This window comes from Paraburkholderia phenoliruptrix (genome assembly GCF_019511605.1).
In the GTDB taxonomy this organism is placed as follows: domain Bacteria; phylum Pseudomonadota; class Gammaproteobacteria; order Burkholderiales; family Burkholderiaceae; genus Paraburkholderia; species Paraburkholderia phenoliruptrix_A.
Genome location: NZ_JAEUAV010000004.1, coordinates 98651 through 111930, shown reverse-complemented (window position 1 = coordinate 111930; position 13280 = coordinate 98651). Strand labels below are relative to the sequence as shown.

The 13280-nt window shown below is 64.0% G+C and carries 10 protein-coding genes; 4 read left to right on the top strand and 6 right to left on the bottom strand.

Going from position 1 to position 13280, the window contains the following annotated elements; translation table 11 throughout:
* Positions 1 to 174: 174 nt before the first annotated feature.
* Together JNB89_RS08305 and JNB89_RS30935 are read right to left on the bottom strand one after the other, a co-directional pair.
* Complete coding sequence (locus JNB89_RS08305; protein WP_220361884.1) at positions 175 to 2520, bottom strand: Tex family protein; 2346 nt, start codon at positions 2518 to 2520, stop codon at positions 175 to 177.
* 131 nt (positions 2521 to 2651) lie between these two features.
* Positions 2652 to 2921: a hypothetical protein gene (locus JNB89_RS30935; RefSeq protein ID WP_222858919.1), complete on the bottom strand. Its 270-nt coding sequence runs from the start codon at positions 2919 to 2921 to the stop codon at positions 2652 to 2654.
* On the opposite strand from JNB89_RS30935, the gene JNB89_RS08300 reads away from it, so the two are divergent.
* From JNB89_RS08300 to JNB89_RS08290, 3 genes are all read left to right on the top strand, one after another.
* Positions 2920 to 3822, top strand: coding sequence for a hypothetical protein (locus JNB89_RS08300; RefSeq protein WP_222858918.1), 903 nt, complete (start codon positions 2920 to 2922; stop codon positions 3820 to 3822). The genes JNB89_RS30935 and JNB89_RS08300 overlap by 2 nt on opposite strands.
* A gap of 209 nt (positions 3823 to 4031) precedes the next feature.
* Complete coding sequence (locus JNB89_RS08295) at positions 4032 to 4250, top strand: DUF465 domain-containing protein (RefSeq protein ID WP_013338815.1); 219 nt, start codon at positions 4032 to 4034, stop codon at positions 4248 to 4250.
* Positions 4251 to 4314: 64 nt separating this feature from the next.
* Positions 4315 to 6594, top strand: coding sequence for an ATP-dependent DNA helicase (locus JNB89_RS08290; RefSeq protein WP_220361883.1), 2280 nt, complete (start codon positions 4315 to 4317; stop codon positions 6592 to 6594).
* 219 nt (positions 6595 to 6813) lie between these two features.
* Here JNB89_RS08290 and JNB89_RS31010 read toward each other — a convergent pair whose 3' ends face one another.
* Positions 6814 to 7080, bottom strand: a complete 267-nt coding sequence (locus JNB89_RS31010; protein WP_083788033.1) for a hypothetical protein — start codon at positions 7078 to 7080, stop codon at positions 6814 to 6816.
* A 233-nt stretch (positions 7081 to 7313) separates the two neighbouring features.
* The gene (locus tag JNB89_RS08285) at positions 7314 to 8564 is read right to left on the bottom strand and encodes a cupin domain-containing protein (RefSeq protein WP_220361882.1); all 1251 of its coding nucleotides are present in this window, start codon (positions 8562 to 8564) and stop codon (positions 7314 to 7316) included.
* 32 nt (positions 8565 to 8596) lie between these two features.
* On the opposite strand from JNB89_RS08285, the gene JNB89_RS08280 reads away from it, so the two are divergent.
* Positions 8597 to 9142, top strand: a complete 546-nt coding sequence (locus tag JNB89_RS08280; RefSeq protein WP_013338818.1) for an FKBP-type peptidyl-prolyl cis-trans isomerase — start codon at positions 8597 to 8599, stop codon at positions 9140 to 9142.
* Between the two features lie 3 nt (positions 9143 to 9145).
* Here JNB89_RS08280 and JNB89_RS08275 read toward each other — a convergent pair whose 3' ends face one another.
* Positions 9146 to 10552, bottom strand: coding sequence for a hypothetical protein (locus JNB89_RS08275; protein ID WP_431026583.1), 1407 nt, complete (start codon positions 10550 to 10552; stop codon positions 9146 to 9148).
* Complete coding sequence (gene mutS / locus JNB89_RS08270; protein ID WP_220361881.1) at positions 10509 to 13184, bottom strand: DNA mismatch repair protein MutS; 2676 nt, start codon at positions 13182 to 13184, stop codon at positions 10509 to 10511. The genes JNB89_RS08275 and mutS overlap by 44 nt, the downstream gene beginning before the upstream one ends.
* Positions 13185 to 13280: the final 96 nt, after the last annotated feature.

Sequence of the window (13280 nt, the reverse complement as noted above, 5' to 3'; positions counted from 1 at the left end):
GTGGGTTTTTTATTGGATCTCGGACAAAAGCGAAGCGGTTAAACCGGCACTTGAAGACAGGCACTTCAAGACAAGCGAGAAGCGCCCGAGGGGAAGGGCGCAACGAGATGCGCCCAACGCGAACCGCACGTTCGGTGACGCTCAAGCACATCGCACACCGAAGGCACTCGCTCCTTATTTCTGCTTGAGCTTCGCGAAGGCCGCGGCCATCGCGCCCCCCGGTTCGGGCTCGCGCGAACGCTGCGGCGCGCCGCGGCCGTTGCCATTCGAGCGGCCAAAGCCGCCGCGGTCCTGCTGGGCGCCCCCGCCGCTACGCGCCGTGCCTGCGCCGAACTCGTCGTCCAGACGCATGGTGAGCGCGATGCGCTGCCGCTTCACGTCGACTTCGAGCACCTTGACCTTGACGATCTGTCCGGCCTTGACCACTTCGTGCGGATCTTTGATGAACTTCGTCGACATGGCCGACACGTGCACGAGACCGTCCTGATGCACGCCCACGTCGATAAACGCGCCAAACGCTGCCACGTTCGTCACCACGCCTTCCAGCACCATGCCGGGCGTCAGGTCGCTGACCTTCTCGACGCCTTCGCGGAAGGTTGCGGTTCTGAACTCCGGACGCGGATCGCGGCCCGGTTTTTCGAGTTCGAGCAGAATGTCGCGAACGGTCGGCAGACCGAAACGATCGTCGACGAATTCGGCGGGCGACAGGCCGCGCAGCGCGTCGCGATTGCCGAGCACTTCGCCCACGTGTTTGTTGATCTTCGCAAGGATCCGTTCGACGACAGGATACGCTTCAGGGTGCACCGATGAGCGGTCGAGCGGATTCTCACCATTGTTGATGCGCAGAAACCCCGCCGCCTGTTCGAACGTCTTGTCGCCAAGCCGCGGCACTTTGCGCAGATGCTCGCGCGAAGGGAAGGGACCGTTCGCATCGCGATAGTCGACGATGTTGCGCGCCAGGGTCGCATTGAGCCCCGACACGCGCGCGAGCAACGCCACAGACGCAGTATTCGCGTCCACTCCGACAGCGTTTACGCAGTCTTCGACAACCGCGTCGAGCGAGCGCGCCAGTTCCCGTTGGTTCACGTCGTGTTGGTATTGGCCGACGCCGATTGCCTTCGGCTCGATCTTCACCAGCTCCGCGAGCGGATCTTGCAGACGCCGCGCAATCGACACCGCGCCGCGCAGCGACACGTCCATGTCCGGAAACTCCTTGGCCGCGAGTTCAGAGGCCGAGTAGACCGAGGCGCCCGCCTCCGACACGACGATCTTCTGCAGCTTGAATTCCGGATGGCGCGCGATCAGCTCGCTCGCCAGCTTGTCCGTTTCGCGTGACGCCGTGCCATTGCCGATGCTGATCAGCTCCGCCTGCGTCTGCGCGCATAGACGCGCGAGTTTCGCAATCGAGCCGTCCCAGTCGCGGCGGGGCTCGTGCGGGTAGATGGTGTCGGTGGCGAGCACTTTGCCGGTACGGTCGACAACCGCAACCTTGACACCGGTGCGCAGGCCCGGGTCGAGACCGATCACGGCCTTCGGTCCTGCGGGCGCCGCCAGCAACAGGTCTTTCAGATTGCGCGCGAACACGCGAATCGCCTCGTGCTCCGCTTCGTCGCGCAGGTTCGTGAGCAACTCGTTTTCGAGGTGCGGCTGCACCTTCACGCGCCAGCACCAGCGGCACACGTCCGAGAGCCATTTGTCGGCCGGACGGTTCTGATTCGTAATGCCGAAATGACGCGCGATCAGCGCTTCGCCCGGGTGCGGCACTTGCGCGTCCAGTTCTTCGCCAAGGCCGAGCTTGATCATCAGCACGCCCGCGTTGCGGCCGCGGAACAACGCCAGCGCGCGATGCGACGGTACAGTGCGGATGGTTTCCGCGTAGTCGTAGTAATCGCGGAATTTTTCTTCTTCCGCGGTTTCCTTGCCCTCGACCACTTTTGACGACACGACGCCCTGATTGAACAGGTAGTCGCGCAGTTTGCCGAGCAGTTCAGCCGTTTCGCCGAACTGTTCGGAGAGAATGTCGCGCGCGCCGTCGAGCGCGGCTTTCACGTCGGCGACACCTTTGTCGGCGTTCACATAAGCGGCGGCTTCGCTTTGCGGGTCGAGCAGCGGATTGCCGAGCAACGCGTCGGCGAGCGGCTGGAGGCCGGCCTCGCGCGCAATCTGCGCGCGCGTGCGGCGCTTGGGCTTGTACGGGAGATACAGGTCTTCGAGCACCTGCTTGCTGTCGGCGCCCTCGATGGCCGTGCGCAGCTCCTCGGTGAGCTTGCCCTGTTCGTCGATGCTGGCGATGATCGCCGCGCGCCGGTCTTCGAGCTCGCGCAGATACAGCAGGCGTTCCTCGAGGCTACGCAACTGCGTGTCGTCGAGATTGTCTGTCACTTCCTTGCGGTAGCGCGCGATGAACGGAACAGTCGCTCCTTCGTCGAGGAGTTGCACCGCTGCCGCGACCTGGCGCGGCTGTACGGACAGTTCGGCGGCGATGCGCTGTACGATCTTGAGTGCTACGGTTTCCGTCATAAGCTGTTGGGTTTCCTGCGGACTCGGTCAAGGGCCGTGCGCCGCGGCGCCTCGCGGCGCCGGGCACGCAGTGCGTGCGCGCTGCGGCCAGATGGCTGGAGCGGGGCATTTTGCCACAAATGCCAAAGGGCTCAACCGCGCCGGGGTGATAGAATTTCGGGCATATCCCGTCGACCCTCTTTGACGCTGTCCATCACGTTGCCAATCAAGTTGCCAATCAAGTTGCGATTGTCCTTTTTGTTCAACCGCCAGGGCTTGAGCCCGGTCTTCCGCTCGCCACACTTGCCGCCGTTTGCTGTGCGCAGGCCGTTCGCTTCGCGCGCCGCGGGCGGATTCCCTGCGCATAGCGGCGCGCCCGTGGCGGACCGCGCATCTTTTGCATCTTGCGCGTCATGGGTCATGGCAGCGATGCTGGCGATGCCGATGGCAGCATCGGCGCAGTCGTCGGTGCCCGCTGTCGAGCCATCGGTCGCGCCCGCGGCGCCTGGCCTCGCGCCCGCCGCTGCGCCTGCAAACGCGGGCTCGCAAGGCGCGGGTTCAGGCGTCCAGACGAAGGCCGCTGCCGCCGATGCGGCGAGCGCCGCTTCTCTCGACAGCCAATTCGACGCGCGGCAGAAGGTGCTCGATCAGCGCACCGAGGAAAATAACTATCGCTACGGCGTTGCCGAACACAACTGCTACAGCACGTTCTTCGTCAATCACTGTCTGAACAAGGCGCACGATCAGATGCGCACGGTGCAGGCAGAGATTCGCAAGGAGCAGCTCGCGCTGGACGGCGAAGAGCGCGCCGAGCGCGCGCGCAGGCGTGACGAGCAGGCAGCGCTCAAGCGCGCGCAGGAAGAGGCGAGCGCGCCGCAGCGTGCTGCCGAAGACGCGCGCAACGCTCAGGCTTACGAAGAAAAGCAGCGCCAGCACGAGCTCGATCAGGCGCAGCGCAACGCCGAGGCTCCGCAGCGCAGCGCCAACGCTGCGGCTTACGAGGAAAAGCAGCGTCAGCACGCGATCGACCAGGCACAGCGCGGCATCAGTCCGTCGCAGGCGGCGGCGAATCAGCGGGCTTACGATCAGAAGCAGGGCGACTTCCAGCGCCGGCTCGACGAGGCCCGCCGCCAGGGCGCGCAGAAAGCGCAGGAACGCGTCGAGAAGCAGAAGAGTTTCGAGAAGAAACAGGCCGATGCTGCTCAGCATAAGGCCGAGGTCGAAGCGCGCCAGAAGCAGGCCGCCGAAAAACAGCAGGCGAAACGTCAGCAGCAGTTGCAGGAGCAGAAACAGCGCGAGCAACAGCAGCAGCAACAGCAGTGAGCCGCAGCCCGCCGCAGTCGTGTCGCGCCCGCGCGGCACACGACCTTGCGGCGGTTTGCGGTTGTATTATCGCGGTAGTGAAGGTCGCGGAGACCGTCAGCAGTGCGCATACAGTCGCCGCAACGAAGTTCTGAGCCGGACAGCAACCTCAGGCAATGGGCTGAGCATGGCCAACATGCAGCCCGTGCCGCAGTCGAGCGGAGGCGGGCATGCGGGATCAACATCAGGTCATCAATGCGGAAACGCTGCGCGACCGGATTCTGCAACTGGAATCGGAGCACAGTGGGCTCGACCGTTTGATCGACCGAATGTCGGATGAACCCGGCATCGACGACTTCGAGCTGCGGCGCCTGAAAAAGCGCAAGCTCAAAGTCAAGGACACCATCATCTTGCTGCAATTGCAGCTCGAACCGGACGCACGCGCCTGAGTTCGCGGCCTGGCAGGCGCCGGGCGCGCGCCGCGCGGGCCGGACTTTGCAGGAAACGCTTGCCTTGAATTCACCGCTTGAAACCTCACCACACGCGAGTACCGCGGGCGCGACGTCACAGACCGGCACCGCCGAGTCGCGTCCTGCCGCGTCCGCGCTGAGCGCATCGCTCAATCCGCGGCGCGCCGCGGAACTCAACGAGATTTTCGCCGACAACGGCCTGCTCGCGCGGCAGATCGACGGCTATCGCTCGCGCGCGTCGCAAATCGAAATGTCCCGCGCGGTGGCCGCCGCGATGGAAGCGTCGGGTCGTGCGATGCCCGAGCCCGCGATGTTCGAAGCGCAAAAGCGTCCGGCGCGGCGTCTGCAAACCGCGGGTGCCGACGCGCCAGCCGAGGCCGCCGAAGCCGACGAAGCACAGCCGCTCGACGGCGGCGAGAACACGCTGATCGTCGAAGCAGGTACGGGCACCGGCAAGACCTATGCATATCTGGTGCCGGCCATGTTGTGGGGCGGCAAGGTGATCGTCTCTACGGGCACCAAGCACTTGCAGGATCAGCTTTTTCAGCGCGATATCCCGACGGTTCGCGACGCACTTGCGGTGCCTGTGTCGGTGGCAATGCTCAAGGGGCGCGCGAATTACCTGTGCCACTACTATCTGCAGCGCACGGCAGATAACGGCCGCTTGCCGTCGCGCCAGGAAACCTCGTATTTGCAGGACATCGTGCGCTTTGCAAAGATCACGCGCACCGGCGACAAGGCTGAGCTGGCGAGCGTGCCCGAAACGGCGGCGGTGTGGTCGATGGTCACGTCCACGCGCGAAAACTGTCTCGGCCAGGAGTGTCCGCACTACAAGGACTGCTTCGTGATGCAGGCGCGCCGCGAGGCACAGCAGGCCGACATCGTGGTGGTGAATCACCATCTCTTTTTCGCCGACATCATGTTGCGCGATACCGGCATGGCTGAACTGCTGCCCACCGCCAACACGATCATCTTCGACGAAGCGCATCAGCTTCCGGAAACGGCCACGCTGTTTTTCGGTGAGACGCTTTCGACCGCGCAGTTTCTCGAGCTCGCGCGCGATTCGGTGGCCGAGGGTTTGGGCCACGCACGCGACGCGGTGGACTGGGTCAAGCTCGGCTCCACGCTGGAACGCGCCGCGCGCGACGTGCGGCTCGCATTCAAGGAAGATTCGGTGCGTCTGTCGATCGGCCAGTTGCCCGACGACCATCCTTTATTCGCTGCGCTCGAAGCGCTCGAGACCGAGCTCAATGCGCTCGAGTCCGCGCTTGCGGGGCAGGCCGAGCGCGCCGAGTCGATCGGCGCATGTCTGCGCCGCGCCCGCGAGTTGCAAGCGGTGCTGGCTGGCTGGACCACGCCGCCAACCGAGCTAGAGCGGGAAGCCGCGGATGCGGCTCCCGGCGCCACGACCGAGGGCAAGGGCGAGCGCGCCGATCCGAATGAAAAGGTGCGCTGGATCGAAGTCTTCGCGCATACCGTGCAGTTGCACGAGACGCCGCTCTCGGTCGCGCCGATTTTCGCGAAGCAGCGTGCCGGCGTGCCCCGCGCGTGGATCTTCACGTCGGCCACCTTGTCGGTGCGCGGCGACTTCACGCACTATGCCGCGCAAATGGGCCTTAACGCGAAACGTTCGATGACCTTGCCAAGCCCGTTCGACTATCCGTCGCAAGGGCTGCTGTATGTGCCGCGCAACCTGCCGCAGCCGTCGTCGCCGATGTTCACCGACGCCGTGTTCGACGCGGCGTTGCCGGCAATCGAAGCGTCGGGCGGCGGCGTATTCATGTTGTGTACGACGTTGCGCGCGGTGGACCGCATCTCCGCAAAACTGCGCGATGTAATCGAGGCGCGCGGCTGGAACTATCCGCTGCTCGTCCAGGGCGATGCAAGCCGCACGGAATTGCTGGATCGCTTCCGCGCGTACGGTAATGCGATTCTCGTGGGCAGTCAGAGCTTCTGGGAAGGTGTCGACGTGCGCGGCGATGCTCTGTCGCTCGTCGTGATCGACAAGCTGCCTTTTGCGCCGCCTGACGACCCGGTTCTGTCGGCGCGGCTCGATGCGCTCACGAAGAAAGGTTTGAGCCCGTTTGCGGTCCATCAACTGCCGCAGGCGGTCATCACGCTCAAGCAGGGCGCAGGTCGCCTGATTCGCGCGGAGACGGACCGTGGCGTGCTGATGATCTGCGATACGCGTCTTGTCGATAAGCCTTATGGACGCCGGATCTGGCAAAGCCTGCCGCCGTTCAAGCGAACTCGCGAGATAAAAGTGGTGCGCGAGTTCTTTGAAGAGAGCGGCAACGTGGCCCAACGGGCGGGGCTTGACTAGCCGTGAAGGGATTTGCGGATTCGCGCCGTTAAATCGGCGTTATAAATGCGCTGCGATCCGCTGCCGCATAACAGGCCCGCAGAAACAGACCCCCCAAAAGCAAAGCCCGAAAAGCAAAACGCCACAGACCTGAGTCTGTGGCGTTTTGCTTTACCACTCGGGAAATCGCGATGACTTCCCGATGCAGTTTTCGCCCTAAGGCGAACCCTACGCGACAGCTTACTGGCTTGCGCCCGAAGCCGGAGCAGCAGCCGAAGCAGCAGCGCCTGCGTCCGAAGCAGCGGTCGTAGCCGAAGCAGCAGCGTCGCTCGCAGCAGCAGCCGCACCCGAAGCAGCAGCAGCCGAATCCGAAGCTGCGGCGGCAGCCGGTGCCGAAGCGGCAGCAGCGTCGCTAGCAGCCGGGGCAGCGGCTTGGTCGTTGCTCTTGTTGCATGCAGCCAGTGCCACAGCTGCCAACAGGGATGCTACGAGGAGGGATTTCTTCATGATCACGTCCTTTTATGGTTAAAGGTAAGCAACAGCGCAAAATAATACCGGTAATGTGCTCCAACACCGACCTGGGCCGCTGGTGGAGACGCTCTTTTGACGAGCAGGAATCTTCCCTACGGCTTGGGCGGAAATTATATGCACTTTCGTACTGACAATCCATAAATCCGGGGTCAATACGTTGTCTTTCTCATACAAAATTTCAATGTACTGTGTATAACAGACACGCGAGGCTAGGCAAGCTCGCCTATCTGTATCCAGCCCGCACGATACCACTCGTGTAGCCGTGCTGTCACCGACGAATCGTGCGAGAGTGTTACAAAGCGTTTCGCACTCAAAGACCGGCGATCAGCGAGTTCAAACAGCCACTTTTTCGTCCCGTCAAATGCCGTTTTCTCTCCATTTACGAAGAAAAAGCGACGGTTGTACAACAGGTTAGTCTTGCGGTCCAGTCGCACACCTGATTTCGATGCCTGACTGATAAAACGTGCTTCGTTGAGCGGCCTTTGCGGCGGATCGAAGACGACACTCGGCTTGGGTTCGCTGAGATACGTGCCAAGGAACGACGCAATGTCCTGCTCATTCCACGCAATTTCAGCAAGGATTGCGCCAACCCGCTCGACGAGCGCCGCAGGCAGTTCCGCCGGGCGGTCGACGGCAGGCTGCTGCGGGTCGCGGTAAAGCCCGCCGGTCCGGCCGCTGGCCTCGCCGCGCTCGGCGAGGTGGTAAAGGAACTGGGCGGTCAGCTCGCCGGCCGACGCCGCGCGAAAGCCGATCGAGCAGGTCATGCACTCGCCTTCGGCCACGCCGTCGTGGGCGATATGCGGCGGCAGATAAAGCATGTCGCCAGGCTCAAGCACCCACTCTTGTTCTGCCTCAAAGTTCTGTAAAACTTTCAACGGCATGCCGGGTTGCAGCGTCAGATCTTTCTGCGCGCTGATTCGCCAACGCCGCTTGCCTTTTACTTGCAAAAGAAACACATCGTAGGAATCGAAGTGCGGACCAACGCCGCCACCGTCCGTCGCATAGGAGATCATCAGATCGTCAAGTCGCGCGTCGGGAACAAAGCGGAAGCGGTCGAGCAGGGTGCGCGCGCGGTCGTCGTGCAGGTCGACGCCTTGCACGAGCAGGGTCCACGCACGCTGTTTCACCGTGGGCAGTTCGTCGGGCGCGACCGGGCCGTGCTCCAGTTGCCACTTGTTGCGAAAGTGAGTGATGAGCCGCGACTCCACTTCGTCCTGATCTGCCAGTGCGAACAGCTCGTCGCGCGAAACCGGCGACTCGACGTTCGGAATGGCCTGGCGAATCAGCAGGGGCTTTTTCTGCCAGTACCGGCGCATGAATTGCGACGGCGTGAGATTGCCGAGGAGCGGCGTTGGCGTGTCGGGCGGAGGCGGGAGAAGCGCGGAAGCGGGCTTTTGAGCCGACGACAAATGGCGTGCCGAAGCTGCTTCGGCCGGGTGGTGAGTGGGCCGCCTGGGCATCGTATAATGTGAGTTGTATTCTGGAGAATCGAATGAAAATCGCAAAGAACACCGTCGTGTCGGTCGCTTACAAGCTGTCGGATGCGCAAGGCAATCTGATTGAAGAGAGCGACGAGCCGATGGTCTATCTGCACGGCGGCTATGATGGCACGTTCCCCAAGATCGAGGAAGAGCTCGACGGCCACGAGGCCGGCTTCGAGACCCAGATCCAGCTCGAGCCGCAAGACGCGTTCGGCGAGTACGATCCGGAACTCGTGAAGATCGAGCCGCGCAACCGCTTTCCGGAACCGCTCGAAGTCGGCATGCAGTTCGAAGGCACGCCGGAAGAGGGCGACGAGGATCTCGATTCGCTCGTCTACGTAGTGACCGACGTGGCCGAAGACAAGGTGGTGCTCGACGGCAACCATCCGCTCGCCGGCATGGCACTGCGCTTCGCGTTGACGGTGAAAGACGTGCGCCCGGCCACCGAAGACGAGATCCAGCACGAACACGCGCACGGCGCGGACGGTCTGGAAGTGCTCGACGAAGACGACGACGCGGACGACGAAAGCGGCAAGTCAGGCCCCACGCTGCACTGAGCTTCAGGGCGAGCCCGAAGTACCCGAGGCCCCCGGCGCACCGGGCGCCGCTGGCGCGCTGCGCTGCGCGGGCGCAACGGAGGTCGCCGGCCCGTAGCCCCCGCCGCCCTGGTCGGCGGGAATACGCGGCAACTGTTCGAACTCCTGCGGGTCCGGCTGCGGCTGACCTGGCGTTTGCAAAAGCGGTGGCAACTCGGAGGCGGGTCCGAGCGACGGCACTGCTGGCATAGAGGCGGCAGGCTCGTCTCTTTGCAATACAGGGGGCGCCGTGGGCATCGGCAATTGCCGCGGCACATCGCGCATGGTCACGCGAAACGGCGGCGTTCTGTCGAAATCCGCCTCAATCTCAATCCATTGGTTATGACGATCATGCGGCGCAAGCGCGACACGCGTGAGGTTCGTCACCTGATTCCCCTTGTCGTTGCGTAACGGCTGGTCGATCACGAAGCCGCCGCTCGCGCGTTCGTCGTCGCAATGAATCACGAGCACCGGCCTCTGAAAGGTCTGTGCGAGCTTGACGAGGCTGCGCTTGAACTCGAGAAATCCGTCGCGGCGCGAATTGCGGCCAAAGCGCAACCATGCGAACCGCTCAGGCCGTTCATAGCGCTCGGGTTCGGGATCGCCCTGAATGAACACGACGATTGCGCGTGCGTCGCGGCGCTTTGCATATTCACCGGCGTGCTGGAGCCAGAATGCGTTGGCGATCACGCGGTCTTCGAACTCGCCGTTGCGGCCCCCTGCAGTCAGATAGTGATTGTTCGGGCTCGGCGCGTTCAGCGCGACGAACACCGTGTCTCCCAACTGCCAGCGGGCATTCTCGCGATAAGGGCGAAAGCGCGACACCTCGCTTTCGCGCGTCAACGGCATCGGGTTCTGGCCCATTGATTGAGCGTCGCCGAGCAGTGTCTGACGCAACTGGTCGAGCCGTTCCACCGGATCGAAGCCGCCGGCTTGCGCGCTCGTGCAATCGACCCAGTCATGCTGGCCGGGAATGAAGAAAAGTGCCGGCCGCGAAGTTTCCAGCACGGCGTGCCGCCGTTCGTAGAGCGCGTCGCGACAGGCTTCCTTGGGGCCTTTCAGGTTGCCGTCGTAGACGATGAACGACACGCCTCGCTCGCGACCGATCGCGTCGATGAGCCGCTGCGTGGGCGCTTCGTCCGCGGGGCTTTGCATCGTGTTCGCGATGACTGCAAACCGGTAATGCGGCGCTTGCGCGTAAGCCGCCGCGACCGGCCACGAGCACGCTAGCGCCAGCGCCAATGCAGACGCGAGCAACGTGCGGCGCAATGCACGGCTAGTTGCTAGCGCACACGCAACGGCGAGTGCCGCGCGCAACCGGCGCGGCCGCTTTGCAAGCACGCGTGCGTCAACGACCGGCATCCGGCGCAGCGGCCAACTCGTGCAGTTCATACAGCAGATCGAGCGCTTCGCGTGGGCGCAGATCGTTTGGATCGATGCCGCGCAGCCGCTCGACGAGCGCCTGGAGTGCCGGCGCCTCGTGCCCGGTTTGCGGCTCGTCGTCGTCCGCATCTTCCAGCAGTGCCGGCGGCGCGGCGAACAAGTCGAGCTGCGGCGCCGGTTGTCCTGCCGATTGTTGTTCGAGATAAACGAGATGCTTGCGGGCCGAGCGGATTACCGCGTTCGGCACGCCGGCGAGCTGTGCGACCTGCAAACCATAGCTCTGGCTTGCCGGCCCTTCGTTGACCGCATGCAGGAACACAATGCTGCGCCCGTGCTCAACCGCCGACAGATGCACGTTGGCCGCCTGGGGAAATTCCGCCGGCAACTGCGTCAGTTCGAAGTAGTGCGTTGCGAAGAGAGTATGGCAACCGTTGTGCGCGAGCAGATGCCGCGCGATCGCCCACGCGAGCGCGAGGCCGTCGAACGTCGAGGTGCCGCGGCCGATTTCGTCCATCAGCACGAGGCTTTGCGGCGTAGCGTCGTTCAGAATCGCGGCCGCTTCGGTCATTTCGACCATGAAGGTCGAACGGCCGCCCGCGAGGTCGTCGGCGGCGCCGATGCGCGTGAAAATGCGGTCGACGGGGCCGAATGCCGCGCGCCGCGCCGGCACGTAGCTGCCCACATACGCGAGCAGCGTGATCAGCGCCGTCTGCCGCATGAAGGTCGATTTACCGCCCATGTTGGGGCCGGTGATCAGCAGCAGTTTGCGCTCCGGTGTGAGCGTGCAGTCGTTTGCGGTGAACTGTTCCACCTGGGCTTCCACGACCGGATGCCGGCCCTGCTCGATGTCGATGCCCGCGTCCGGCGAAAAGCGCGGCGCGACCCAGTCGAGCGCGCGAGCACGTTCGGCGAAAGCGGCGAGAAGATCGAGCTCCGCGAGCGCCGAGGCAACGCGCTGGCAGTCCGGAATGAAGGGCAACAGCGCCTGCAACAGCGCTTCATACAGCGAGCGCTCACGGGCCAGTGCACGTTCCTGTGCGGACAGCGCCTTGTCTTCGAATGTCTTGAGTTCCGGCGTGATGTAGCGCTCGGCATTCTTCAACGTCTGACGGCGGCGATAATCGTCCGGAACCTTGTCGGTCTGGCCGCGCGTGACTTCGATATAGAAGCCGTGCACCTTGTTGTACTCGACACGCAGATTGCCGATGCCCGTGCGTGCGCGCTCGCGCGTTTCGAGATCGATCAGGAACTGCCCACAGTTCTCCGAAATATCCCTGAGTTCGTCAAGCTCAGGATCGTAGCCGCGGGCGATCACGCCGCCGTCGCGCACCATCGCGGCGGGTTCGGGCGCGATGGCCCGCACGAGCAACTCGACACATGCTTGCGGCGGCTCGAGCGACGTGTCGATGCGCGCCAGCGACTGCGCATTCGACGTGACGGCCGCGACTTTTGCGCGCAGTTCGGGCAACGCGATAAAGGTATCGCGCAAGCTCGACAGATCGCGAGGGCGCGCCGACAGCAGCGCGAGACGGCCAGTGATCCGCTCGATATCCGAGATATGTCGCAGCGCGCCGCGCAGCGCGTCGACGTCCGCGCCGGCGGGCGCCTCGAGCAGCGCGCCGATAGCCTGCTGGCGCGATTGTGCATGCACCGGATCGCGCGGCGGATGATGCAGCCAGTGACGCAGCAAACGGCTGCCCATGGTCGTGCAACAGGTGTCGAGCAACGAGCACAGCGTGGGCGATTCGGTGCCGCGCAGGGTCTGCGTGATTTCGAGGTTGCGCCGCGTGGCGGGGTCGAGGCCGATATATTCCGATTCGTGTTCGACCTTCAGGCTGCGCACATGCCGCAGTTGCTGCCCTTGCGTCGCGGCAGCATACAGCAGCAGCGCGCCCGCCGCGCCGCACGCGCAGGTGAGCGAATGCGCGCCGAAGCCGTCTAGCCCGGCCACTTCCAACTGGTCGCACAGACGCTGCGTACCCGAGGCGACGTCGAAATGCCACGCCGGCACGCGCGTCAACGCGCGATTGCCTGTGGGCGGGGCTGAGCCGGCGGTGTCGGCGTCGGTATCGGCGACCAGAATTTCCGCGGGGTCTATCCGTTCGAGCGTGGCGGCGACCTGGTCGGGTGCGACTTCTGCGAGCCGCAACGCGCCGCTCGCGAGATTCAGCCAGGCGAGCCCGACGCTTGTCGCGACGCCGCGGCGATTGTGCGCAACGCACATTGCCATGAGGAATACGTCGTTCTTGTCGGACAGCAGCGCGGCGTCCGTGAGCGTGCCCGGCGTGACGACGCGCACGACCTTGCGCTCCACGGGACCCTTCGACGTGGCCGGATCGCCGATCTGCTCGCAGATGGCCACCGACTCGCCGAGCTTCACCAGCTTCGCCAGGTACTGTTCGACCGCGTGATGCGGCACGCCCGCCATCTTGATCGGATTGCCCGCCGACGCACCGCGCTGCGTGAGCGTGAGATCGAGCAGGCGCGCGGCTTTTTCCGCGTCGTCGAAGAACAGTTCGTAGAAGTCGCCCATCCGGTAGAACACCAGCGTGCCCGGGTGCTCGGCCTTGATGCGTAGGTACTGCTGCATCATTGGCGTGTGTTGTGCGACGTCGCTGGCCGCTGCGGTTTGAGTGCCCATCCTCGGTGTCTTTCTGCTTTAGCTGTACAGGGCGTGAGTTTAACCCGCCGGCGAGGCGAGCGGACCCTGGCCGGATGGCCAAAGCACGCCGCTATG

Bases quoted from the DNA above. Each gene is read 5' to 3' on its own strand.
- JNB89_RS08305 (WP_220361884.1), bottom strand. From the start codon at position 2,520: ATGACGGAAACCGTAGCACTCAAGATCGTACAGCGCATCGCCGCCGAA.
- JNB89_RS08300 (WP_222858918.1), top strand. From the start codon at position 2,920: ATGGCAGCGATGCTGGCGATGCCGATGGCAGCATCGGCGCAGTCGTCG.
- JNB89_RS30935 (WP_222858919.1), bottom strand. From the start codon at position 2,921: ATGACCCATGACGCGCAAGATGCAAAAGATGCGCGGTCCGCCACGGGC.
- JNB89_RS08295 (WP_013338815.1), top strand. From the start codon at position 4,032: ATGCGGGATCAACATCAGGTCATCAATGCGGAAACGCTGCGCGACCGG.
- JNB89_RS31010 (WP_083788033.1), bottom strand. From the start codon at position 7,080: ATGAAGAAATCCCTCCTCGTAGCATCCCTGTTGGCAGCTGTGGCACTG.
- JNB89_RS08285 (WP_220361882.1), bottom strand. From the start codon at position 8,564: ATGCCCAGGCGGCCCACTCACCACCCGGCCGAAGCAGCTTCGGCACGC.
- JNB89_RS08280 (WP_013338818.1), top strand. From the start codon at position 8,597: ATGAAAATCGCAAAGAACACCGTCGTGTCGGTCGCTTACAAGCTGTCG.
- JNB89_RS08275 (WP_431026583.1), bottom strand. From the start codon at position 10,552: ATGAACTGCACGAGTTGGCCGCTGCGCCGGATGCCGGTCGTTGACGCA.
- mutS (WP_220361881.1), bottom strand. From the start codon at position 13,184: ATGGGCACTCAAACCGCAGCGGCCAGCGACGTCGCACAACACACGCCA.